Source organism: Rhodococcus qingshengii JCM 15477 (genome assembly GCF_023221595.1).
Lineage (GTDB): Bacteria > Actinomycetota > Actinomycetes > Mycobacteriales > Mycobacteriaceae > Rhodococcus_F > Rhodococcus_F qingshengii.
On the sequence record NZ_CP096563.1, the window covers coordinates 6,036,708 to 6,059,160 of the forward strand.

A 22,453-nucleotide genomic window follows, 5' to 3' on the forward strand; every position below is an offset into this window, starting at 1 on the left:
CATCGAGGAGACCTCGATGCGGCGCCAAAAGACATGCTCAGCCCAAGTCGGCGACAATCCGCTCGGCGAGAGGCCGTGACGACGCCGGATTCTGACCGGTGTAGAGCTTGCGGTCCACCACGACATAAGGCGACCACGCCTCAGCCTTCGAGAATTTGCCGCCCAATTCGCGTAGGCGAGTTTCGAGCAGCCACGGAGCCTTGTCCGCCAGACCAGCCTGCGTCTCCTCCTCGTTGGTGAACGCGGTCAGCTGATAGCCGTCGAACAGCCAGCTTCCATCGGGTCTCTGGGCCGGCAGGAGTGCCGCCGGCGCGTGACACACCGCCGAGACCACCTTGTCCGCGTCCAAGAAGTTCACGAGAAGCTCACCGAAGGATGCCGACACCGCAAGATCCTCCATCGGTCCGTGCCCACCCGGTACAAAGACCACGTCGTAATCGGCAGCATCGGCGTTCTCCAGAATCTCCGGCGAATCGAGCACCGGCTGCAGATCGGCGATGTACTTGCGCATACGGTCGGCGCCTTCTTGCCCGCCGTTCACCTCGGGCGCCAGGCTTCCCTCGTCCACAACGGGAGCTTTACCGCCAGGCGTCGCGATCACGATCTCGTAGCCGGCGTCGACGAAAACGCGATGCGCCTCGACCAGTTCTTCCGCCCAGTACCCGGTCGGGTGGGGTGTTCCGTCCTTCAGCGTCCAGTGATCTGCAGAAGTGACCGCAAACAACAGCTTTGTCATCGCGCAACCTTTCGTCGGTAAAGGAACCCATTGGTGACAAGACACCATCTTCAAGGCCCGATCAATGAAATAACGTCCAGTCAGTGCAACACGCTGCCCTTGTGAGAATTCCTCACCACCGCAGAATCACGTCACCCGTCAGGTCCCGATCGGCTTGCCGAACAGTCCTGCGACGAGTTCACCAACCGCATCCACCCAGACTGGCCAGGTCCTCTGATCAAGCGCCATGGATCCAGCGTCGAAGGTGCTGCATCCCTGCTGAGCAGGCACACCAGCGAACCGATCACGAAGCCACAGTAGAGCACTCGGCAATGCGACGACTTCCATGCTGACGTGCTCACTGAAGTGGTCTCTGGTGTAAACGACACTCGCAGAAGGATCTTGGCAATAGGTATCGACAAGTTTGTTCACCGGGCCAACAGGCACCAACCAGTCGGGATTCGACTGATAAATGTACATCGGCACGTCAGGAACAGACTTACCCATGGCAGCTCGGGAGAGCGCAGCTCTCACCGTGGGGTGTTGGACGGGATCTCCCGGGACATCGAGGAAGCCCTTGATATTGAGGAAGGGCACTGCAGCCGACGTCCAGAGCATGCACAGGTTGTCCTTGGCAGCGAAAAGCGCTCGGCCGGCAGGGTTTATGTGCTGATCGATGAAGCCTGCAAGTTCAGGATCTTCTCGGCTCACTCCGATTACACCGGCAGCGACGATCCCGGCCCCTAGAGCGTTGTTGGCATTGTCGAGCAAAGCGCCGAGATCCGCGGCAACACCACCTTCGGCGACTCCGACGATATTCAGTTCCGGCGCGTACGCCTGCCGTATTTCAGCTGCGTGACCGGTAGGAATCGATCCACCCGAGTAGCCGAGCAGCCCTACGCGAGTTGACCGCCCTTGTAGCTCCATGGGTTCGAAGTTCTCAGCAGCACGGATACCGTCGAGCGTGATCCGGGCCGCGACGGGGCCGGAGGCGAAGGAAGAATTGGGTCCCTGATGATCGGGCACCGACAATGCCCAACCCTGCGCCAGTGCCGCCTGCACTTCGAGGAATTGAGCCCCACCGGTCGCAGCGCCCGTCACCAGCCACGGCAACGCGCCTTGCTGCATGACATACGAAGGTGCGCAGTAGTTTCCGAGTGAATCCTCTGCCATCTGAAAGGACAGCAGCGGGCGCGGGCCCCCATCGCGAGTGTCGCCACGCGGCTTGATCACTGTGGTGACAGCAGGAATTGCCTCGCCCGCAGCATTATTGGATCGATACGAGATCTGCCACGCATCCACGTTGGTCGGAATCAGGTTGAGAGTACCGAGATTCACCGCACGAGCGGCGATGATCTCACCCGGTTGCTTGGATTCGACGACCTCGACAGGCGGTTCATAGAAGGCCTGGTCCAGTTCAGGCAAAGGCGGTGCAACCGCAGGCGGCAGGGCAGGCTGGACCTGAATTTGGGCGGGAACACCTTCGTCCGGTGCCGCTGAGGCAGGTGCCGAAAGTCCGATCTGCCCGATTACTGCAATCACGGCAATTGCGAGGCCCCCGCGTTGTCGGTCAGTTGTCCAGCGTCGTCCCATACCAATTCCTCCCCGGAAAAGCACAGATTGCCTTGTGTTGCCGCAGTTCTCATCACGAGCACACAAGTTAGATGCGAGTGTCTAACACATTGAGGACGAGAGTAGAGCGTTGTGGGCCGGATTACAATCCCCTGGTGTTCGTGACCTATTCGTCGGCGTGAAGGGGCGCGTCGTCGATCAACGCATTCAAGAGCACCGTCATCAGATCGACCAGTACCGACACGGGAGGACGAGGCTCCGCAGTGCTCCACTGGTGCACCAGCGCGGTAAGCGCGCCGATGAAGGCGGTGGACGCCCACCGGTAACCACCCGGCGGTTCGTAATCTTCGCCCACGATCCCTTTGATGATCGACTCGAAAAATGTTGCCCAGACCGAACGTTGGTCCACACGATGCTTTTCCACCCGGGGACTGACACCTACGACGTCGATGAAGGCAACGTGTGCGCGTCGTGGGTCACTTCCGACCGACTCGACGAAGGCGGCCATGGCCGTCGCTGCCTTGTCACGGAGATTGACCGAAGGCTCTGCATCGAGTGCGTCGACCATTGCAATTCTGGCGTCGAGTTGGATCTGGTCGTACAGCGCGAGGAGTAGATCCTCGCGACTACCGAACTCGTCGTAGAACTGCCTTCTGGCCAGACTCGCGGACGCGCAGATATCCGCCACCGAACTTCCGGCATACCCCTGGTCTGCAAACACGCTGAGAGCAGCATTCAAAAAGAGGGAACGGCGTTCGGCCTTGCGAGCCGCGACCGACCTTCCGCCGTAATTTCTGTCCGTTTCAGCGATTGCCACGTCTGCCAGAGTATGCGGCATCGCGCCGCACACAAAACGCATCTGACCTGCTGCGAAGTTCCTTCACCACCACTACCGGCGCATCGGCACTGCAGCACGATCAGGCCAATACGAAGGCCACGGCAAAAAGTGTCCAGGCGGCAGCGAGAACCGTTGACGCCGCAGTAACTGCCCCGGTCACGGCAGGTCGAGTGCTGCGGTTGCGCGCGGCGATGATCCCGACCGTCATCAAAGTCAATGCCACCAGGAACGACAAAACCACGATTTTCACCAGCAACCCCTTCGACGACGGTCAACAGAACCGGAGACTATTTAGATAGTACACAAATAAATCGTGCATTAATTAAACTCAAAGTCTGTCAGGGGATTCTTGACAGAATTCAACAGCGCCTGTCAGGCTAGTCCTGACGAAAGGAGAACTTTTCATGGAAGACCTGATCGAACGCGCCCTGACTGCGAAGATCGAGACCGCCGCGATCACCACGGTCAACGCCGCGATCACCGAGGCCGGCACTCAGGCAGACAAGATTGTCGGAACAGATCCTTTACCTGGTAGCCCTGAGTGGGAGGCAGAACAGGACACCGACATCCCGGCGCAGCGTCAGATGGCGTGGCAGTTGGCCTGTTTCCGGATTCAGCTCGCCGCGGGTATCGATTCGACGGCAAGCGTCATGAGCCTGCGTAGATTCGGCGCAACATGGTCAACCATCGGCCGCGCAGCGGGAATTACCCGTCAGTCCGCGCATGAACGGTGGGGTCGACGTGTATCGGACATGCTCGATCCCTACGGAGTCGGGATGCCGCCCATGGTGCCGAATGATGATCCGACTCAGCCCTGACTAACAATCGCGTGACTACCGATCCGGCAGCAGCGCATCGGCTTTCGCGACCAGCACAGCGCGCTCACGCTCGTTCCCGGCCAGCCGAGCCGCTTCGAGGAGTTCGGTTCTAGCCTCCTCGGATCGGCCGAGCTGACTGAGCAACTCCCCCCGAACGCTGGGAAGCAGGTGGTAGTCGGCCAGTTCACCTGAAGCGACAAGCTTGTCGACGAATTCGAGCGCAGGGCCAGGACCGTATGCCATGGATACCGCCGCCGCATGATTGAGGTCGACCACAGGCGATGGCGTCAGTTGCGCCAGAGCCTCGTAGAGGATGACTATCTTCTTCCAATCAGTGTCTTCGAAAGTTGCTGCTCGCGCATGACATTCGGCAATCGCCGCCTGCAGGCCGTACGGGCCTCGTCCACGCCCGACGGCGTCAGCTCGTTCCAGCGCGGCAAGCCCACGCGAGATCTGTAGGCGATCCCACCTCGTCCGATCCTGGTCAGCCAGCAGGATGGGTTCACCGGTCGAGGTTGTCCGAGCGCCGAATCTCGAGGCTGTCAGCTCCATCAAAGCGACAAGGCCGTGTACCTCGGACTCCCTGGGGACCAATTCGGCGAGTATTCGCGCGAGCCGCAGAGCCTCAGCACTGAGCTCCGCCCGCATCCACTCGTCCCCGGAACTGGCTGCATAGCCTTCGTTGAACACCAGGTACAGCACTCCGAGGACCGCGCTCAATCTGCTCGAAAACTCTTCTCGCCCTGGAACTTCGAAAACCGCTTTCGAGGCGGTCAGCGCCTTCTTCGCGCGGACTATCCGCTGCTGCACCGTCGCCGTCGGTGTGAGGAACGCTTTCGCAATCTCTTCCGTGGTCAAACCGCCCACCACCCGAAGCGTCAACGCCACCTGCGCTTTTCGATTCAACACGGGATGGCAGGCGATGAACATCAGGCGAAGGACATCGTCGTCGATGCGGTCCGGATCCCAGCTGACGTCGTCGAAATGTGAAGCGTCGTTCTCGAGTTCACGCGCAAAGTGGGCGTAGCGCTCGTCCAACCTCTCACGTCGTCGCCACCCGTCGATCGCTCGTCGTGTCGCCACAGATGTCAGCCAGGCAGCGGGGTTTCTCGGAACCCCCGTCGCGGGCCACTGCTCGACGGCTTCGAGCAGAGCCTGCGCGGCCAGATCCTCGGCGAGATCAAGATCTCCGACGGTGCGAGTCAACGTGGCGACAATCTTCGCGGATTCGATACGCCAGACCGCGTCGACAGCCTTTCTCGTTTCTTCTCGCACCGCCTCGTCGGTCATGGTTCAGCCTGCGACCGGACGATCGGTACCGAGCTCTTCACGCCAGCCGGCCTCTTTCTGGATGTACTCGTTGTCCTGATCGAAGTCCGACATCTCGCTCACGCGGCGTACCTCGAGCTTGCTTCCCGGCCCGAGCGGGCAGCGCTTCGCCCATTCCAAGGCTTCGTCTTTGGTCGACGTCTGAATGATCCAGAATCCCGAGAACAACTCCTTCGTCTCCCCGTACGGGCCGTCGGAGACCAGCGGAGGATCGGACTCGAAATCGACGATGAATCCCTCCTCCATCGCCAGTCCCTCACCGGCCAGCAAGACACCTGCCTTGATCAGGGACTCGTTGTACTGCCCCATCGCGGCGATGATCTCGTCGAAGTCCATGTCTTTGGATGCTTCGATGGCCTCATCGGTGGAACGCATGATCAGCATGTACTTCATGAGAATCTCCTTCGTTCGTGGACCGCTCTGTTCGATCCCTCTGCTTACACGTCGAACGGCGCACTCACCGATCGACAAACTTCCGCAACAATTTTTCCGAGTACATAACCGCCGGTCGCGATACGCTGCCCACGGTATCGGCGGACGAGCCGTCGGGCCGGTCAGAAGTCGAGAAATCCCGGTACAACTTCGCGAACGAGCCCGGTCGCGTCAGAGCTCCCGTAGAAATACACCGACCCGTAACCGAATAGGTACTCCTCTACGAAATCGGGGTGGGACTCGGCAACCACCGGCCACCCCTCTTCGTTGATCTGGAACAGGAAGCTGTGTCCATCCGCCTCAACGGCATCGGCGTAGGACGGTTCGTTCTGAATGAGCACCGGTTGCGGAGCTATCAACACCAACGGCATCACCTCGTCGTCCGATGGAATCCTGATCAACGCCGCGCTGCCAAGGCCCGCATGGCTGCCCGCCGATTCCGCACTTCGTGACGACGGCAAGTGCAGGACTGCCCTAACCCCGATGTCCGGGTATTCGAGGTCGTCATCGCCGATGGAGAAACCTCGACGGATGAAGATCGAAAGCTCTCGCACGCCGAGCCACGGCGCCGTGTGTGCCTCGAGCGTCAGAAGGTACTCGTGCGACCGCAGAATCGCCTGACCAGCGAAAACCTGCGGAGGTCGTCCACCAATCCGTGCCCCACTATTCGAATCGCTCGAACCCACCCCGAGATGTACCCTGTCCACCGGCGTCATCCTAGGGAGATCCGACGGGTGTCGGAGGGAGACTCTCCGATTTCCTACAAGCCGCTGGTGACGTAGGACACAATCAGGCTCGATGATGGGTGCATGACAACATTCCCGACTCTCGACCCCGAACTCGCCGCGGCACTCACCATGCTCCCGAAGGTGGACTTCGCTGACCTCCGCAACGCACGGGCCACCTACGACGCTCTGGTCGGCACCATGTTGGCCGACCTGTCATTCGACGGAGTCTCGCTTCGTGAACTGTCGGCACCCGGCCTGGACGGCGATCCGGAGGTCACGATTCGTTTCTTCACCCCGGACAACACTGCCGGCCCTGTCCCCGTTCTGCTCTGGATCCATGGCGGCGGATTCGCAATCGGCACCGCAGAATCCAGCGATCCATTTTGCGTCGAGGTGGCGCGGGAACTCGGATTCGCCGTTGCGAACGTGGAGTACCGCCTCGCCCCCGAAACCCCCTTCCCCGGCCCCGTCGACGACTGCTACGCCGCACTCCTCTACATCCACGCCCATGCCGAGGAGCTGGGGGTCGATCCACGCCGCATCGCAGTGGGAGGGCAGAGCGCAGGCGGTGGACTGGCCGCAGGCACTGTCCTCAAAGCCCGTGACGAGGGCGTTGTGCCCGTGGCCTTCCAATTCCTCGAAATCCCTGAACTCGACGACCGCCTGGCGACGGTCTCGATGACGAACTTCGTCGACACCCCCTTGTGGCACCGCCCTAACGCCATCCTGTCGTGGAAGTACTATCTCGGCGAGTCGTATTCCGGTCCCGAAGATCCTGACGTGTCCATTTACGCTGCGCCGTCCCGGGCTACCGACCTCACCGGCCTGCCGCCGACCTACCTGTCCACCATGGAACTCGACCCGCTCCGCGACGAAGGAATCGAATACGCCCTTCGGCTGCTGCAAGCGGGAGTCAGCGTCGAATTGCACTCCTTCCCCGGAACCTTTCACGGGTCGGCACTGGTCGCGACCGCCGCGGTCAGCGAAAGAGGTGCCGCCGAAGCCCTCACTGCGCTCAGGAGAGGGTTGCGTTCGCTCTCGCCGGTCTCGTAGCGTTGCGAGATGCAAGGACTGATGTACCGGCTTGCCGAGCTCGATGCAGACTCGGCAGGCCTGGTACGTGTCATCGATTACTTCGACGCCCTCGTGCGGCACGGCTCCGACACCGCGTCTTTGCTTCGTGCGAGCGCGCAGTTGGCGGACTGCGTCGTGGGTATCGAGATCGTCGAGCGCGGCAGAAGCAAGAAGAATTTGCGCCGTTGCGATCCGCGCGGCCGATGGTCACCCGATCCTCAGCTCCCACCGAGCATGACCAGAAACATTGCCGTAGACGACGAGGTTCTCGGAACGGTATGGATCGAACGACCCGGGGCCAGCTTGCCACTCGACGAAATGCTCGTCGACCGGATGGCCCTGACCGCAGCGATAATTCTGCAACCGCGACGCCTGCCTACCGAAGCCGAGCACACTCGAAATCTGTTGTTCCCGATGGATGAACTCGCGGTGCTCACCTCCTGCGCCGGTCTCGGTATCGAACCCCATACCCCAGTCCGTGTAATGGCAACCAAGGCAGTCTCAGGCACGACCGAAGGTGCTGCACACCTTGTCATTTCGCCAGATTACAAACCTGGCAAAGCCGTTGGGATAGACGCTGACGGCGAGTATCTGAATCTCGTGGCGGGTTCGTTCGCACCGACACCCGAGCTGACCGAGGCCGCACTGTCGTCATCCGTACGCGCCGGAATATCTTTGACTGCTTCCGCTTCCGAAGTGAATACAATACTCGGCACTGCACGATTCGCTCGCGCACAGGCGTCGGCAACAACACCGATCGTGAACGCCGACGATCTCGGCGCCCTCAACCTCTTGGCGCCGGGACCACACATCGATCACTCGCGAATACCGGATCTGGTTCGTGCCGAAGAGATCGGCGACACCAAACAGGGGTTGGAACTACTCGAAACCTTGAGGTCATACCTGCAGTCCGGAACCTTGAGGGCCGCAGCAGATTCCATGCATCTTCACCACAGCAGCGTCGCGCACCGATTGGCGAAACTGTCCCAGCACGTCGGATTCCACGTCGATTCCATCGAGAACCGAGCACGCGCAACGGCCATGATGCTGGTCCTCGATGGCGGATAGGACCCACCGCGCATCACAGGTACTACGCAGTGGTTGACGATCTTTCGCGTTCAGCGAGCGCAACAAACGGCGCAAGCGCCGGATTCGGATTATCCGGCCGGTAGGTCACTGCCACGTCGAGGGTTGGTTGCTCACCGGCGATCTCACATAGATGGACACCCGGGATGCGGAGCATCCGCGCTCTGCCCTGGGGGATCGGCGCAATACCCACCCCGTCCGAGACGGCATGCAGCACCTGCTCGTCGTCGGCCTCGAATCGAACGATGCTGGGCGCCCCGTTTGGCCAAAGTTGTTCGAGCGTACGCAAATACATCCCCGGGGCGTTGGCCTCCGGCCAGAACACAACGGGGACGTCCACCAGATCTCCGAGTTCGAGCGTCGCTCGATCTCCGAACGGATGATCGACGGGCACAGCGACCAGGATAGGTTCGGTGTCGAGGACGATCAGGGGAAGTTCTCGATCGTCTTCATCGAGCGGCGGGCGAACAACCGCGATGTCGACGGCTCCGGTTCGGACGAGGTCGACAGTCTGCGCCGAAGTGCCACGATGAACGACAACTTCGACGCCCGGGTAGAGCCTTCGATAGGTGCTGACCAGATCCGCGACTGCTCCGCCCGCCCACGAACGGGTGTACGCGATGCGCAGTTCTCCGTCCACACCGCGCGCGGCCAACCGAATTCGTTCGACAGCCCGGTCCGCACACCCGATCAAAAAGCGCGCCTCTCGTACCGCCACCTTGCCGGCTTCCGTGAAGGTGAACTGCGGACCCCGACGATCCACCAGCGGAACTCCGAGTTCGCGCTCGAGAACCTTGATCTGTTGACTGAGGGCCGATTGCGCGACGTGGACGTTCGCAGCGGCTCGAGTGAAGCTCCCATGATCCGACAGAGCGATCAGATAACGGGCACGCTGCAGGTTCATACGGCGATTATAAGAAAAACAGATGGTGGTGTCACTACTTGGTCTTGGACACGGCGTCACCTGAGGTCGGAGGATCGAGTTCACGTTGATCCACCGTCTGTCTCCCGAAAATTGTCACCCGAACGATCACAAGGTTGCACATGAATCCCCGAGCACTCACTGAACCTGCAACAGACGCGAGGCTTATCGACGCCCTCGCAGAGATCGTCGGCCACACGCATGTGCTTACCGATCCCGAACTGATCGAGGGCTACACACGTGACTGGACGGGACGTTGGATCGGCGACGCGATCGCGGTCATCCGCCCCGGCAACACCTCCGAAGTGTCTGCGGTTCTTCGAGCATGCTTCGACGCGGGGGTTCCCGTCACACCGCAAGGCGGCAACACCGGACTGGTCGGTGGTGGAATCGCCTCGACTGGGTCCGTGGTGCTGAGTACCAGACGTCTGGAGACGATCGAAGCCGTCGACCCCATCGGTCGGACAATCGCAGCCGGCGCCGGCGTGACCGTTGCTCGCGCCGACCTGGCGGCATCGGCACACGGTCTCCGCTTCGGAATCGATTTGGCATCAAAGGAATCCGCGACACTCGGCGGCATCGTCGCAACCAACGCCGGTGGGACGCGCATGGTCCGATACGGAAATACACGCGCACAGATACTCGGTATCGAAGCCGTGCTCGCGGACGGTTCGGTACTGAGTAGATGGACTCCACTCGTCAAAGACAATGTCGGATACGACATTCCAGGACTTCTCGCCGGAAGTGAGGGAACGCTCGCAGTCATCACCAAGGTCCTGATGAAGCTGGTCACCCCGGCGACCGACACCCAGGTCGTGCTCGCGGGTGTACGCGACGTCGATCAAGCGCTACTTTTGTGTAATCGCGTGCGTCAGAGCGGATTGACCGTCGAAGCCGCCGAGATCATGACCGACGACGGCATCTCCCTCGTCTGCGCACACACCGATGCCCGTCGCCCGTTCGGCACCCCTTCACCGATGTACACACTCATCGAGGTGTCATCACCGCGCGAAACGGAAGAGTCGCTCCTCGAAGTACTCTCCGACTCTGCCGACCTCATCGAGGACGCGACGGTCGAGCCTGGGCCGGCTCGAAAACTGTGGACTCTGCGGGAAAGCCATACCGAAAGCATCAGCGCGTCGTCGACGACGCCGGTAGTCAAGCTCGACATCTCCGTCCCCTTGTCCGTGATGGGAATGTTCATCGACAACCTCCGAGAAAGCCTGGCACAACGATTCCCCCTCGTGCGGCCAATCCTGTTCGGGCACTTCGCCGACGGAAACATTCATGTGAACCTTCTGGATGCCGAGCCGAGGGTCGCACACGAACTGACCGATATGGTGTTCCGACTCGTCGCCGCCCACCATGGAAGCATCAGCGCCGAGCACGGGATAGGCCGCGCGAAGTCGCCGTGGATATCGCTGGGGCGCACTGAAACCGACATCGCCGCAATGCAGTTGATCAAATCGTCCTGGGATCCCCGTGGAATCCTCAACCCTGGAATACTGTTGCCGGAAAAAGTCGGGTAAGCAAAAGGGGTCTCATGCAGGATCTTTACGTCGTCACTCATCCTCATGCCGAACACACAGCGCAGGACGTAGTCGGCGGTTGGCACAATTCGGTTCTCACCCCCGCTGGTCGGCGCGATGCAGGTTTGATCGCCGAAGCACTGAAACGACGACGCACCGGAACTTCGCGCCCGGTCCGCATCACCTCGTCCGACCTCGAACGGTGCACCGAGACATCCACGATCATCGCCCGGACACTCGATGCTCCGGCGACAACAGACACTCGATTGCGCGAAATCAGCTTCGGAGAAGCCGAAGGACGCCCGAACTCGTGGCTGGCCCAGCGGCAGGTCCCGGCCCCTGACAACAACCGCCTCGATCACGATCACATCGTCGTAACCCACGGCTTTGCACACACATTCGTCGTCTCCGCCTGGCTACAGATTCCCGTCGAAGCCGCAGGATTTGCGACCTTCGCGACCACCCCGGGTGCAATCACACATCTCCGACACGACGACTACTGGCGCAACCGAACCCTCGTGCAACTAGCTGATACGACGCACCTGGACTGTGGCACGATGGCCTGATGCGCCATGTCTCCGACGACGAACGCCGTGCTCGCATAGGAGTACGTCATGCGCTGGAGCCAATGTTTCACGTCGATTCGCCGGAAGCTGCCACGCGGGCGATGACGGTACTGCACGCCACCGAGTCAGCGACGGTCTATCTGTCTTGCTGGGCGAGGGTTCGGTCCGTGGACGCCGCCGATGTCGACCGCGCCCTGTACGACCAACGCAGTCTCGTGAAGCAATTGGCAATGCGCCGCACACTCTTCACCTTTCCCCGCGACTTGCTGCCGGCCGCGTGGTCGAGTGCGTCCGCCCGCGTCGCGAACACCGAGCGGGCACGAATGGCCAAGGATGTCGTCAAGGCCGGACTCGCCGTCGACGGCAACGACTGGCTCGATCGCGCACGGACGGAAGTGCTGAAGTTGCTCACCGATAGGCCTGAAGGGCTTTCAGCGGTAGAGATTCGTCAGGCCGTGCCGATGACAGACGTCAAGGTCGAGGGTTCGGCAGGTGAAATCTGGTCGGCACCCAGGGTTCTCACGCATCTCGGGGCGACCGCAGACATCATGCGCGGCACCAACACCGCCCGCTTCCCCGTCTCACGCCCACTGTGGACTCTCACTCGACACTGGCTCGACGACGCCCCCGTCGATCTCGAATCTGCAGACGGCTATCGAGAAATAGTCCGCCGTTGGCTCTACACCTTCGGACCGGGCACGGAAGACGACATCGTCTGGTGGCTGGGCTCGACGAAGACGGTCGTCCGGGCCGCCCTCGCCGAACTCGACGCCGTTGCAGTCTCACTCGACGGAGGCGACACCGGCTGGTTGCTACCGGATGACGTCGCCACGGTGCCTGATCCAGGTCCTTGGGTGGCACTCCTACCGGTGCTCGACCCGACGATCATGGGGTGGAAGAACCGTGACTTCTACCTCGGCCCGCACCGCAACCAACTCTTCGACACCCGCGGTAATGCCGGCACCACCGCTTGGGTCGACGGTCGCGTCGTGGGGTGCTGGATCCAAGATGAAACCGGTGTGGTTCACGTCCGATTGCTCGAGACCGTGTCAGCGTCTGCGCGACGTTCTCTCGATGCCGAGGCGGCGCGCCTCACCGAGTGGCTGGGCGGCGTCAGAATCGGCACGGGGTACGTCTCACAGGCTATGAAGCAGGCGGCTGAAATTGCTGGAGCCACGCCTTGACGATGTGACCAGAACGCTGTTCTAGCTGGTCTTTCTGCTAACGCCATCCATGCGCGGCACGGCAACCATCGACAAGTGTACGAAACGTACAGTACACTTCGAACTTCACCGATTGACCGATCTAGGAGGATCCATGGAAGGTCAAGCAGTTCGTGAATACGGTGCGTACATCGATGGAGCGTTCCGAGCCATCGGCACATCCACCTTCGAGGCGCGTGACGCCGCTTCCGGCGCTCTGCTCGCCACACTGTCCCGATGCGGGGCAGAAGAAATCAATGATGCGGTCGAAGCCGCCGGACGGGCATTTCCGGCGTGGGCAGGCCTGACGACCGAAGAACGGTCCGCACAAATCTTGCAGTTTGCCGCACTGGTGGAGGAACGAACTGAAGAGCTTGCCCAACTCGAGTGCATGGACACCGGGCGACACATCAGGGAGATGCGAGAAGACTATCGGGCCGCAGTGTCGCACCTACGATACTTTGCGTCAGTTTCGTTGGCGCACCACGGTTTCGGCCGCGAATTGGCCTCGGGGTATCTGGTTGCGAAACGGGTACCATTGGGCGTGTGCGGACAGATCATTCCCTGGAACGATCCCGTTGTGATGACGGCATTCAAGATTGCTCCCGCTCTCGCTGCCGGAAACACCGTCGTACTCAAACCTGATGAAAATGCCTGTGTTTCAGTCATGGAACTGGCGAGGATCGCCGCCGAAGTGTTCCCGAAAGGCGTTCTCAATGTTGTACCCGGCCTCGGCGAAGAGGCCGGCGCAGCCCTGATCGGTCATCCGAAAGTCAGCAAACTCGCTTTCACCGGGAGCACCGAAGTCGGCCGGCTGGTGGCACACGCCGCAGCATCCCGACTGATCTCGACCACTCTCGAACTCGGCGGCAAGAGTCCGAGCATCGTCTTTCCTGACATCGACGACGTCGATGCGGTAGTCGCAGACGCGACCTCCGGCGTCCTGATGTGCAACGGTCAATCCTGCTTAGCCGGAACACGTCTGTTCATCCACGAGGATATCTACGACGCCTTCGTGGAAAAACTCGTTGCAGGATTCCGATCATTGCGAGTCGGGCCACCACTCGAGGAGGACACCGAACTGAGTGGATTAATCCACAAGGAACATGCCGATCGTGTGATCTCGATGATCAATTCCGGAATCGAAGAAGGCGCACAAGTACTTACCGGCGGCAACCGAACAGTAGTGCCGGGATTCGAAGCCGGAAACTTCGTCGAACCGACAATTCTGGAGGTCACGAACTCGATGCGAATTGCGCAAGACGAAATCTTCGGGCCTGTTTTGTGCGTCCTCAAGTGGAACAATTACGAGCAAGTGATCACAGAAGCCAACGACACTCCATACGGACTCGCTGCTGGGATCTATACCTCGAACCTGAAGAACGCCATGGAAACCGCGGACCGTCTCGATGCGGGCTGCGTCTGGATCAATCAGTACTTCAATCTGGGAGGCGGCGTCCCCTTCGGCGGATTCAAGGAAAGCGGTCTCGGGCGAGAGTTCTGCCTCGAGACGCTCAACGAATACACCCAACTCAAATCCATCACTGTCGCCACGTCGACGCCCACGACAAACCAAGGAAACACACATTGAATATCTCGGGAAATACCATCTTCATTGCCGGCGGAACCTCCGGTATCGGGCTCGCACTTGCAGTGGCATTGCAGAACGAGGGGAACAAGGTAATCATCGGTGGACGGCGATCCACTCTGCTGCAAGAGATCTCGAGCAAGCATCCGAAGATCAGTACCGTCGTCATCGACGTAGACGACCCGAAATCCATTCGAACGGCGTATGAATCCGTAACGGAGGACTTTCCCGATCTGAACGTCCTTGTGACGATGTCGGGAATCATGTACCCGGAGGACCTGAAGAACCCGGACTTCCTCGACGTCGCCGAACGAACGATCACGACGAACCTACTCGGCACTATTCGACTGGTCGGCCAGTTCATTCCGCATCTGTTGACGAAGCCGACCGCCACCATCGCCACTGTGTCATCCGCCGTCGGCTTCGTCCCACTTCCCATCACGCCCACGTACAACGCCACGAAAGCTGCCGTTCATCTCTTCACCGAGAGCATGCGCGTTCAACTCGCCGATACTTCGATCCAGTGCATCGAACTCATCCCACCGGGCGTCCGCACCACACTGATGAACCAGGAGAACTCGGAATCGGCTCTACCCCTTGATGATTACATCGAAGAAACCATTGCTCTACTGAAAGCTGACGACAACGCCACAGAGATTGTGGTCGAAGCGGCCAAGCCACTTCGTCATGCCGAGATCAACGGTGAGTACCAGAACGTGCTGAAAATGCTCAGCTGACAGTGCCGAGTTGACACACATCGCGCAACGCTGGAGAGGGCAGTACCCTCTCCAGCACAAAGGATTTCAGCGAATATCCACTTTAGACACCGTTCCGGAGTCCACGAACTGCATGATCGATGATCGAGCGCACCGTGTTGTCGTCGATACTCGCGTGCCCCACCAACATCCGGTAGATCAAGGGACCGAAGAAGAGATCGATCGCTTCCTCGATCTCGATGTCGTCGCGGAAGTATCCGGACTCAACACATCGTCGAATCAGTTCGGCGAAGCCGCGACGACGTTCGTCGAGGAAGAAGGTACGGAAGTATGCAGCCGTCGTCGGGTCGTTGGCACACGCGCCGACAAGTTCGGCAAAGATCGACCCGAGTGGACCTCGGTAGAACCTTCCGATGTCCTCGAGGTAATCGTTCAAATCGTCTTGCGCACTGTCGGTCTCCGGAAACGTCAAGTGCCGGGCCATGAGCACACCGAACGCTTCAGCGGCGATCGCCTGCCGCGACGGCCAGTGCCGATACAGCGTGACTTTGCTGACGCCCGATTGCTCGGAGATCGCATCGATGGTCGCCGCCTTCATTCCCCCGGATTTCAGAAGCGCTTCCGCTGACCGAAGGGCCTTCTCGTGGGCCGCCTCGCTACGTGCACCGCTCGGAGGAGTGAGCAGTCCAGCCTGGGCGCCGGCCGAGTCTCGAAACACGCCGTCATCGGGAGCGCGCTTACCCATGTCCACTCCTTCGTCCTTCAATACCGTGCAGCACAGAACATTTCCCGGAATCGGACAACCCGGAACAGCCCAAGGCAGCAGCTCGTCGCGACAGCTACTAGTCGTATCGTACACATGGCACCCTGAGCAGAATTAGCAAGGCCACTTCAAAGATCTCAATCACATTGCGTCCATGCATGATTCAAACAACCGGCGCAAGCCTCTCGTTTATTACTCAAAAGTAAGATAACGTGTGGTCGTCATCACACCAGCCCGTCAAGTACCGAGAGACATACGAAACCGAAGGGTCGATCGTGGCATCAAAGATTCTCTTTCAGGGAGCGGTGGCGCTGACAGCCATTGCACTCACAGGCATCACAGCACCTACTGTCGCCGCGCAACCGTCGGCGGATTCCTTCTATCAGTACGACGGTTCGGCACCGCTGTCGTCGTATCAGCCTGGGGCCGTGCTCAAAACGAGAACCTTGCCCTATCACGTCGTCAACATTCCTACCCCGTTGCAAGCCGTACAGGTGTTGTACCGGTCGACCGACGCTCTCGGCCGGCCGTCTGCGAATGTCACATCGATTCTTCGACCACCCAATGCCCAGCCGGACAAAGTTGTCTCGTTCCAGTCTGCCTACGATTCGCTGAACCCGGAAGACGGACCGTCACGAGCAATCGCGGGGGACACCCCGATCGGCAGCCTTACCGTCAGCGGGCGCAATGTCGCCTTCGGCGGGACTCTCGCTTCCGGCGAAGCCGTCATGTTCGGTCCTCTACTGGCGCTGGGCTACACCGTCGTCATTCCCGACACCGAGGGCCCGAACGCGGACTTCGCGGCAGGACCCGAATACGGAATGATGACTCTCGACTCCCTCCGTGCCGCTCGCAACACATCCGAGACAGGTATTTCCGACTCAGCCGAGATCGGTCTGATGGGATACTCGGGCGGAGCAATCGCCACCAACTGGGCGTCCATCCTCGCGCCGGACTACGCCCCGGACATCAACGAGGACCTGATCGGCGCCGCCCAGGGTGGTCTGTTGGTCAACCCGGCAAACAACCTCCGGTACGCAAACGGAAGCATCGGTTGGGCAGGCGTTGTCGGGATGGCGGTCGTCGGACTTGCCCGTGCCTACGACATAGATTTCGACCCGTATCTGGGCGATCGCGGACGCGAACTCCTACCTCGGATCGAGGATGCCTCGATCGGGAACGTCATCCTGCAGTACCCGGGGGTGACCTGGCAGGACCTTGCCAAACCAGAGTATGCGAACCCCAACTCGGTGCCCGAGTACGTCGACGTGGCCAACAAGATCAACATGGGCAACGCGCCGATACCCACCATCCCGATGTTCATCGCTCAAGCCGCAAACGGAGCCCTCGAGGGCACCCAGCCAGGTGGACCGGGCGTCGGCCCTGGCGACGGAGTCATGGTTGCCGGGGACGTCCGCTCACTCGCCACTCGCTATTGCGACGCAGGTTTGTCCATCCAGTACGACCAGTACGACACCATCAGTCACGTTCCGGGTGGCGCGCTGTGGCTCCCCGGCGCCATCACCTGGCTCAACGACCGTTTCAACGGAAGTCAGTTGCCGAACAACTGCTCGAACATCGCACCGGGCAATTCCCTGGCGCCGGAAGAACACGCGGCGGGCTGACAAATCCAACAGTCGCATCAGATACCGATTGCCAGATCGTCGATGTCTGCGAGCGTGCCGCCGTTTTCGAGGATGCTCGTGTAGTTCCGAAGTCGGTTCTGATCTATCTCGGTAGTGCTGACCCCTCGCTTCCAGTACCCGAAGACAACTACATCGTCCTTCGCCAGGCCGACTGTCTTGCGGAAATGCGCTCGAATGGCTCGCATCTCGTCCCGTTCCCCGGCACCCCACACCGCGTAGTCTCCTGGGTTATCGAGTTCGACGGCGTACTCGGCGAGGCCATCTTCGACATGGTGCAGCTCGAGGCCGGGGATCACGGGCAGTTCCGCGAAAGCCTCGGCGTCACCGGTGGCGACCCAGCCGACGCCGGTCAGTCCCTCGGGCCACTGAAGCAGAATCGAATAGAGGGCAGGTATCGCGGTGTCGTCGGCGAACAGTGCGACGCGGCGATCAGCGATCTCGGGAACGAGGAAGTGCGGGCGAGGACCGGTGAGTGAGAACGTGTCACCCACACGACGGTCGTCGGCCCAGCGCATCATAGGGCTGGTGTGGCCGTGCAGCACTACGTCGAAGGTCATCGAACTGCTCGGCGCGTTGCAGGTGCGCACCGTGTAGACGCGAGAGACGTCGCCGTACTGCGGACCGAGCTGGATGCGAAATGCGACGTTGGGCCGCAACCAATTCGGGTCGTCCGCCGACGAAGTCAACTGGACGGCGATGCGCAAGATGCTCTCGGTCGGCCGTTCGACGCGTTCGACGACGGCAACCACGTCGTTGAGACCGCGGTCGTGGTCTTCTCCGCGTGGCGCCTTTGCCGACGCAGACGTTTCAGTTTCTTCAGGTCGAGATGCGGTAGTCATTGATATCTCCTGATCGGTGGTTCAGTTGTGGACGGGTAGTTGACTGACAGGTCTTCGATCACGCGGAACAACAAGTGGCCGTCCGGTTTCCGGGTCTTCGAGAACCAGCGCCTCGAGGTCGAAGACTTCGCGCAGTAACTCAGGGGTGAAGACGTCCGAGGCACTGCCCTGCATGACAATTTTTCCGGACCGCATGGCAACTACGTGCGTGGCATATCTGGCCGCGAGGTTCAGGTCGTGCAGGACCGCGACCAATGTTCGACCGGACTGGTGGAGTTGGGAACAGAGGTCGAGAACCTCGATCTGGTGGGCGATGTCGAGAAAGGTGGTCGGTTCGTCGAGCAACAACACCGGGGTGCGCTGCGCAAGCGTCATGGCGATCCATACCCGCTGACGTTGTCCCCCACTCAGCTCGTCCACCAATTGGTCTGCTGCATATCGCATTCCGACTTCATTCAGGGCCTCGGAGACAACATGCTCGTCTTCGGGTGACCACTGGCGCAGCATGCTCTGATACGGATATCGGCCGCGGGATACGAGGTCTGCGACACTGATCGCTCCAGGCGAGAGCGGGGACTGTGGCAACAGGGCGATTCGCCGGGCGACTTCTTTGGTTCGATAGGACCGAATATCGTTACCGTCGAGCACAACACGACCCGATCGAGGTGTCAGCATTCTGCCGAGCGCACGCAACAATGTCGACTTGCCGCACCCGTTCGGTCCGACGACGACGGTGAACCCTCCATCGGGGATCTCGAGACTCAACTCGTCCACGATGGTTCGATCGGCGTACCGTAGTTCGATCTTCTCGGCGCGCAGCCGCGATGTTGGGGTGGCAGTAGTCATGAATCTCTTTCGTAGCGAGTTTTTTTCAGGCCTGACGAGCGAGCAGCCAGATCAGATAGGCACCACCGAGCAGACTGGTGACAAGACCGACCGGAGTGCGGAGACCGACCTCGACCGCTTGCGCGATCAAGTCGGCGCCCGCCAGCAGAACTGCGCCTAGCAGGAAGGAAGTCGCGACAAGAACACCGCTGCGCCGTGCCAACCGTCGTGCGATCTGGGGAGCGGCGAGCGCCACAAATGCGATGGGGCCGGTGGCCGCGGTCGCCGCGCCGGTGAGCGCGACCGCAAGCAGAATGCCGGCAAATCGGTATCGCTCCACGGAGATCCCGAGCGAGGACGCTGCGTCGTCGCCCATCTCCATCATGGTGACGCGCCGGGACACCACGACGAGAGCAGGAACGAGAACACCGACGGCGATCGCAACACTGACCGCGTGTGGCCAACCGCGCCCGGTCAGCGAGCCGGCCGTCCACTGCTGCACAACGGTGGCGTCGTCGATATCCGCACGCACCACCAGGAACGACATCACGGCGCTCAGCATCGCGCCCACGCCGATACCGACCAGGACAAGTCGAAGACCGCCGCTGACGCCGTCTTTGCGTGCCAGCGCGTACACCAGAAGCGCCGTCAGCATGCCGCCGAGAACAGCGGCGCCCGCGGTCTGCAGTACCCCGCCTCCGAAGAAGACGATCTGAACCACGGCTGCAGTCGCAGCGCCGGTGGTGAAACCGATGATGTCCGGCGATCCGAGAACGTTGCGCGAAAGCGTCTGGAAAACCGCGCCGGCCACACCGAGGCTTCCGCCCACGCCGATCGCCGTGATCAGCCGCGGCAGCCTGCGATTCTGGACGGACCGAACCGCCGCTGGGGCGCCTTCGCCGTGCAGGGCACGCCATACTTCGCCCAAGGACAGATCCAGGGTTCCATACATCAGCGTGGCAAACGAGAGCGCCGCCAATGCCGCACTGATTGTCACGGTTACGAACAGCACTCGCGGAACTATCCGCCACGAGTACGACCCGATTCGAACCACCCAACCGCGGAACAGCGGTGGAACCGGCTGTGCTGCAATCGCGTTCACAGCGACGCCACCCGCCGCGAGCGCACGAGCGCAACAAACAAGGGGCCACCGAGCACCGCCACGGCGATCCCCGTCTGCAGATCTCCCGGCGCTGTGGCAACGCGACCGAGAACGTCGGCCAAGAGCAGAAATGCCGGGGCGACAACGAGCACGCACGGCAGAAGAAATCGCAGATCCGGCCCGACGACACCGCGCACGATGTGCGGCGCAGCCAGGCCCACGAATCCGAGCGGTCCAGCCGCCGCAGTGGCGGCCCCTGCCAGCAGGATGACTGCGACAGCGGATCCGACCCGTGCGGGTCCGGTGCTGGCACCGAGCCCTTTGGCGACATCCTCGCCGAGCGCGATTGCGTTGAGTGGACGAATCAGCAACAACGACAACATGATACCGACGATGACGAAGGGCAGAACAGTGACGATCACGTCTCCGCCGCGGCCTTGCAACGAACCCACTGCCCAAAATCGGAACTGATTGAATGCGGCCTCGTTACTGATGAGAACCATGCTGGTGAGAGCCGTGATCGCCGTCGCAACAGCGGCACCGGCAAGCGCCATGCGCGCTGGGGTCGCGGCGCTGCGATGCGCCGACCCCAACATGTACACACCTACCGAGGCAACGGCCGCGCCGGCAAGCGCGAACCACAGATAGCCGCCGGCCGAAGTCACCCCCAGATAGGCAATCGCAATCACGACTGCTGCTGATGCTCCGGCGTTCACACCGAGTAGTCCCGGATCGGCCAGAGGGTTGCGGGTGATCGACTGCATCAGCGCGCCGGCCAGTCCGAGCGCGGCCCCGACCACAAGCCCGAGAATTGTTCGAGGCAAACGTGATTCGATCACAATCAGGTGCTCGTTGTTACCGGCGTCGTAGGAAAGAACTGCATCGAGGACAGTGGAGACGGGGATGTTGCGTGAGCCGATGACGAGTCCGCCGACGGATGCCAGCACGATTACAACGATGGAGACGAGGACCAACAACCCCGCACGCGCGGCCGTCCCGGACCGCGGTGGCGCTTCGGTCCGGGACTGCGCAGAAACGCCCACGCGGTCATCCACCGAACGTGGACACCAGCGACTCGACCGTCTGCTTTGCACTGAAGTAGTCGAGACGGAAGGCTGCCGTTCCCATCGCGTATACCCGATCACCCTTGACCGCAGGTTGATTCGCAAGGAGCGGGTCGGCCGCGAGTTGCTTCTCCACGTCCTTGGGCCCCATCGAGACGGCAAACAGCGTCTGCGCCCCGTCTAGTGCGGCAGACATGTTTTCGGAGCTGACGATCGCGACGCCGGAGGCACCCCGCTTGTCCGGAGCGACAAACTGCTCGGCGGGCTCGGCATAGGTGAAGCCGAGCGAGGCCAGCAGATTGCCCTGCGGGCTGTCGGCTCGGAACGTCCAGACACCGTCGGCACCCATGTAGACCAGTGCCGTCACCGGCTGCTCGGGAAGTTTGATCTTCGCGGCTTGGGTGGTGACCCAGCTGTCGTATTCGTCGACGGTTTTGGCGGCCTCGCTCTCGAGTCCGGTGACAGTCCCGAGCTGATCAGCGAGCTCCTCCCAGGAGCTGGCGCCGTAGTCGAGAAGAACAGTGGGTGCGATGTCGCTCAGCTGTGAGTAGGCATCGAGTGTCGAGTCGCCGCCGTTGGCGGAGCCGATGATCAGATCGGGCTCGAAGGTCTCGATCGCGTCGAGGTCCAGCTCGAGATTTCGGTAGAGCACCGCGACGCCACGATCAGCCGCCACGCCCGACCACTGGGAGAAAAACCCCTGGTCATCGGTCATTCCCGACGGCGTTGTCGCCGCACTCGCGACCACCGGCGCTCCGATCGCAAGCAGCGTGCCGGTCAACGACGGCGAGGTGGACACGATCCGAGTCGGCTTTGCAGTGATCTCGGTACTACGGCCGCCGTGATCGACGGTGCGCGGCCAGCCCTCGGTGGCCCCGGAGGTTTCCTGGGTGCCCTCGGTTCCGGTGTCACTACCTGACGAATTCGAGCAGCCGGCAAGAGCGAGGGCGACGACCGCGGCGAGTACTGCCGCCGCCGGGCGTAGAGATCTGCGCATGAGTATGTGGCTTTCTGAAGATACGAGAGTGCGCCGCTGCGAACACAGTCGGCAGAGGTAAAGTTAGCCATACTTAAGTCGAAAGGGTTGTCCAGGAGCGCC

The 22,453-nt window shown here is 61.1% G+C and carries 23 protein-coding genes; 9 read left to right on the forward strand and 14 right to left on the reverse strand.

The genetic code is table 11. The annotated features are described in order from the left end of the window. Window positions 1–37: 37 nt before the first annotated feature. The 4 genes from M0639_RS27855 to M0639_RS27870 form a co-directional block, all read right to left on the reverse strand. Window positions 38–736, reverse strand: coding sequence for a type 1 glutamine amidotransferase domain-containing protein (locus M0639_RS27855; RefSeq protein WP_030537402.1), 699 nt, complete (start codon window positions 734–736; stop codon window positions 38–40). Between the two features lie 138 nt (window positions 737–874). Continuing rightward, window positions 875–2,308 (reverse strand): lipase family protein, encoded by a 1,434-nt coding sequence (locus tag M0639_RS27860; RefSeq protein WP_116057683.1) that lies wholly within the window; start codon window positions 2,306–2,308, stop codon window positions 875–877. A gap of 145 nt (window positions 2,309–2,453) precedes the next feature. Next, window positions 2,454–3,146 carry a TetR/AcrR family transcriptional regulator gene (locus tag M0639_RS27865; protein WP_007735740.1) on the reverse strand — a complete coding sequence of 231 codons (693 nt, stop codon included), beginning with the start codon at window positions 3,144–3,146 and terminating at the stop codon, window positions 2,454–2,456. A 58-nt stretch (window positions 3,147–3,204) separates the two neighbouring features. Continuing rightward, entirely contained in the window at window positions 3,205–3,375 is a 171-nt protein-coding gene (locus M0639_RS27870) for a hypothetical protein (protein ID WP_007735738.1), read from the reverse strand. A 154-nt stretch (window positions 3,376–3,529) separates the two neighbouring features. Here M0639_RS27870 and M0639_RS27875 point away from each other — a divergent pair, with 154 nt between their 5' ends. Continuing rightward, on the forward strand, window positions 3,530–3,943 hold the full coding sequence (locus M0639_RS27875) for a hypothetical protein (RefSeq protein ID WP_063315471.1): 414 nt from the start codon (window positions 3,530–3,532) through the stop codon (window positions 3,941–3,943). A gap of 15 nt (window positions 3,944–3,958) precedes the next feature. Here the strand turns inward: M0639_RS27875 and M0639_RS27880 are convergent, their stop codons facing one another. The 3 genes from M0639_RS27880 to M0639_RS27890 form a co-directional block, all read right to left on the reverse strand. Continuing rightward, complete coding sequence (locus tag M0639_RS27880; RefSeq protein ID WP_058038423.1) at window positions 3,959–5,233, reverse strand: RNA polymerase sigma factor; 1,275 nt, start codon at window positions 5,231–5,233, stop codon at window positions 3,959–3,961. 3 nt (window positions 5,234–5,236) lie between these two features. After that, window positions 5,237–5,665 carry a YciI family protein gene (locus M0639_RS27885; RefSeq protein WP_007735729.1) on the reverse strand — a complete coding sequence of 143 codons (429 nt, stop codon included), beginning with the start codon at window positions 5,663–5,665 and terminating at the stop codon, window positions 5,237–5,239. A gap of 161 nt (window positions 5,666–5,826) precedes the next feature. Then, on the reverse strand, window positions 5,827–6,420 hold the full coding sequence (locus tag M0639_RS27890) for a hypothetical protein (RefSeq protein ID WP_030537406.1): 594 nt from the start codon (window positions 6,418–6,420) through the stop codon (window positions 5,827–5,829). A gap of 93 nt (window positions 6,421–6,513) precedes the next feature. On the opposite strand from M0639_RS27890, the gene M0639_RS27895 reads away from it, so the two are divergent. Together M0639_RS27895 and M0639_RS27900 are read left to right on the forward strand one after the other, a co-directional pair. Beyond that, on the forward strand, window positions 6,514–7,485 hold the full coding sequence (locus tag M0639_RS27895) for an alpha/beta hydrolase (protein ID WP_208721994.1): 972 nt from the start codon (window positions 6,514–6,516) through the stop codon (window positions 7,483–7,485). 9 nt (window positions 7,486–7,494) lie between these two features. Continuing rightward, the gene (locus tag M0639_RS27900) at window positions 7,495–8,574 is read left to right on the forward strand and encodes a PucR family transcriptional regulator (RefSeq protein WP_231915206.1); all 1,080 of its coding nucleotides are present in this window, start codon (window positions 7,495–7,497) and stop codon (window positions 8,572–8,574) included. Between the two features lie 22 nt (window positions 8,575–8,596). Here the strand turns inward: M0639_RS27900 and M0639_RS27905 are convergent, their stop codons facing one another. Next, on the reverse strand, window positions 8,597–9,496 hold the full coding sequence (locus M0639_RS27905; protein ID WP_003943243.1) for a LysR family transcriptional regulator: 900 nt from the start codon (window positions 9,494–9,496) through the stop codon (window positions 8,597–8,599). Window positions 9,497–9,636: 140 nt separating this feature from the next. Between M0639_RS27905 and M0639_RS27910 the strand changes: the two genes are divergently transcribed. From M0639_RS27910 to M0639_RS27930, 5 genes are all read left to right on the forward strand, one after another. Further along, the gene (locus M0639_RS27910) at window positions 9,637–11,043 is read left to right on the forward strand and encodes an FAD-binding oxidoreductase (RefSeq protein WP_064073400.1); all 1,407 of its coding nucleotides are present in this window, start codon (window positions 9,637–9,639) and stop codon (window positions 11,041–11,043) included. 14 nt (window positions 11,044–11,057) lie between these two features. Next, window positions 11,058–11,609 carry a histidine phosphatase family protein gene (locus tag M0639_RS27915; protein ID WP_064073399.1) on the forward strand — a complete coding sequence of 184 codons (552 nt, stop codon included), beginning with the start codon at window positions 11,058–11,060 and terminating at the stop codon, window positions 11,607–11,609. Beyond that, window positions 11,609–12,793: a winged helix DNA-binding domain-containing protein gene (locus M0639_RS27920; RefSeq protein WP_064073398.1), complete on the forward strand. Its 1,185-nt coding sequence runs from the start codon at window positions 11,609–11,611 to the stop codon at window positions 12,791–12,793. Before M0639_RS27915 ends, M0639_RS27920 begins: the two co-directional genes overlap by 1 nt. Before the next feature lie 133 nt (window positions 12,794–12,926). Further along, window positions 12,927–14,402, forward strand: a complete 1,476-nt coding sequence (locus M0639_RS27925) for an aldehyde dehydrogenase family protein (protein WP_064073404.1) — start codon at window positions 12,927–12,929, stop codon at window positions 14,400–14,402. Next, complete coding sequence (locus tag M0639_RS27930; RefSeq protein ID WP_064073397.1) at window positions 14,399–15,136, forward strand: SDR family oxidoreductase; 738 nt, start codon at window positions 14,399–14,401, stop codon at window positions 15,134–15,136. Before M0639_RS27925 ends, M0639_RS27930 begins: the two co-directional genes overlap by 4 nt. Window positions 15,137–15,218: 82 nt before the next feature. Here M0639_RS27930 and M0639_RS27935 read toward each other — a convergent pair whose 3' ends face one another. Continuing rightward, window positions 15,219–15,860, reverse strand: a complete 642-nt coding sequence (locus M0639_RS27935) for a TetR/AcrR family transcriptional regulator (RefSeq protein WP_058038428.1) — start codon at window positions 15,858–15,860, stop codon at window positions 15,219–15,221. A 293-nt stretch (window positions 15,861–16,153) separates the two neighbouring features. Between M0639_RS27935 and M0639_RS27940 the strand changes: the two genes are divergently transcribed. Next, the gene (locus tag M0639_RS27940; RefSeq protein WP_064073403.1) at window positions 16,154–17,503 is read left to right on the forward strand and encodes a lipase family protein; all 1,350 of its coding nucleotides are present in this window, start codon (window positions 16,154–16,156) and stop codon (window positions 17,501–17,503) included. Window positions 17,504–17,520: 17 nt separating this feature from the next. Here the strand turns inward: M0639_RS27940 and M0639_RS27945 are convergent, their stop codons facing one another. From M0639_RS27945 to fepB, 5 genes are read right to left on the reverse strand one after another with little or no spacing between them, the layout of a single operon-like run. Further along, complete coding sequence (locus M0639_RS27945) at window positions 17,521–18,363, reverse strand: siderophore-interacting protein (protein WP_064073396.1); 843 nt, start codon at window positions 18,361–18,363, stop codon at window positions 17,521–17,523. A 21-nt stretch (window positions 18,364–18,384) separates the two neighbouring features. Then, the gene (locus tag M0639_RS27950) at window positions 18,385–19,209 is read right to left on the reverse strand and encodes an ABC transporter ATP-binding protein (protein ID WP_003943123.1); all 825 of its coding nucleotides are present in this window, start codon (window positions 19,207–19,209) and stop codon (window positions 18,385–18,387) included. 25 nt (window positions 19,210–19,234) lie between these two features. Next, window positions 19,235–20,290 (reverse strand): FecCD family ABC transporter permease, encoded by a 1,056-nt coding sequence (locus M0639_RS27955; RefSeq protein ID WP_082893088.1) that lies wholly within the window; start codon window positions 20,288–20,290, stop codon window positions 19,235–19,237. After that, a complete protein-coding gene (locus tag M0639_RS27960) occupies window positions 20,287–21,345 on the reverse strand; it encodes a FecCD family ABC transporter permease (RefSeq protein ID WP_064073395.1) in 1,059 nt (352 codons plus the stop codon). Before M0639_RS27960 ends, M0639_RS27955 begins: the two co-directional genes overlap by 4 nt. After that, window positions 21,338–22,351 (reverse strand): Fe2+-enterobactin ABC transporter substrate-binding protein, encoded by a 1,014-nt coding sequence (fepB, locus tag M0639_RS27965; protein ID WP_030537421.1) that lies wholly within the window; start codon window positions 22,349–22,351, stop codon window positions 21,338–21,340. Before fepB ends, M0639_RS27960 begins: the two co-directional genes overlap by 8 nt. Between the last annotated feature and the right edge of the window lie 102 nt (window positions 22,352–22,453).

Bases quoted from the DNA above. Each gene is read 5' to 3' on its own strand.
- M0639_RS27925 (WP_064073404.1), top strand. From the start codon at position 12,927: ATGGAAGGTCAAGCAGTTCGTGAATACGGTGCGTACATCGATGGAGCG.
- M0639_RS27935 (WP_058038428.1), bottom strand. From the start codon at position 15,860: ATGGGTAAGCGCGCTCCCGATGACGGCGTGTTTCGAGACTCGGCCGGC.
- M0639_RS27865 (WP_007735740.1), bottom strand. From the start codon at position 3,146: ATGCGTTTTGTGTGCGGCGCGATGCCGCATACTCTGGCAGACGTGGCA.
- M0639_RS27900 (WP_231915206.1), top strand. From the start codon at position 7,495: ATGCAAGGACTGATGTACCGGCTTGCCGAGCTCGATGCAGACTCGGCA.
- M0639_RS27885 (WP_007735729.1), bottom strand. From the start codon at position 5,665: ATGAAGTACATGCTGATCATGCGTTCCACCGATGAGGCCATCGAAGCA.
- M0639_RS27855 (WP_030537402.1), bottom strand. From the start codon at position 736: ATGACAAAGCTGTTGTTTGCGGTCACTTCTGCAGATCACTGGACGCTG.
- M0639_RS27915 (WP_064073399.1), top strand. From the start codon at position 11,058: ATGCAGGATCTTTACGTCGTCACTCATCCTCATGCCGAACACACAGCG.
- M0639_RS27920 (WP_064073398.1), top strand. From the start codon at position 11,609: ATGCGCCATGTCTCCGACGACGAACGCCGTGCTCGCATAGGAGTACGT.
- M0639_RS27860 (WP_116057683.1), bottom strand. From the start codon at position 2,308: ATGGGACGACGCTGGACAACTGACCGACAACGCGGGGGCCTCGCAATT.
- M0639_RS27910 (WP_064073400.1), top strand. From the start codon at position 9,637: ATGAATCCCCGAGCACTCACTGAACCTGCAACAGACGCGAGGCTTATC.
- M0639_RS27905 (WP_003943243.1), bottom strand. From the start codon at position 9,496: ATGAACCTGCAGCGTGCCCGTTATCTGATCGCTCTGTCGGATCATGGG.
- fepB (WP_030537421.1), bottom strand. From the start codon at position 22,351: ATGCGCAGATCTCTACGCCCGGCGGCGGCAGTACTCGCCGCGGTCGTC.
- M0639_RS27950 (WP_003943123.1), bottom strand. From the start codon at position 19,209: ATGACTACTGCCACCCCAACATCGCGGCTGCGCGCCGAGAAGATCGAA.
- M0639_RS27895 (WP_208721994.1), top strand. From the start codon at position 6,514: ATGACAACATTCCCGACTCTCGACCCCGAACTCGCCGCGGCACTCACC.
- M0639_RS27890 (WP_030537406.1), bottom strand. From the start codon at position 6,420: ATGACGCCGGTGGACAGGGTACATCTCGGGGTGGGTTCGAGCGATTCG.
- M0639_RS27880 (WP_058038423.1), bottom strand. From the start codon at position 5,233: ATGACCGACGAGGCGGTGCGAGAAGAAACGAGAAAGGCTGTCGACGCG.
- M0639_RS27875 (WP_063315471.1), top strand. From the start codon at position 3,530: ATGGAAGACCTGATCGAACGCGCCCTGACTGCGAAGATCGAGACCGCC.
- M0639_RS27945 (WP_064073396.1), bottom strand. From the start codon at position 18,363: ATGACTACCGCATCTCGACCTGAAGAAACTGAAACGTCTGCGTCGGCA.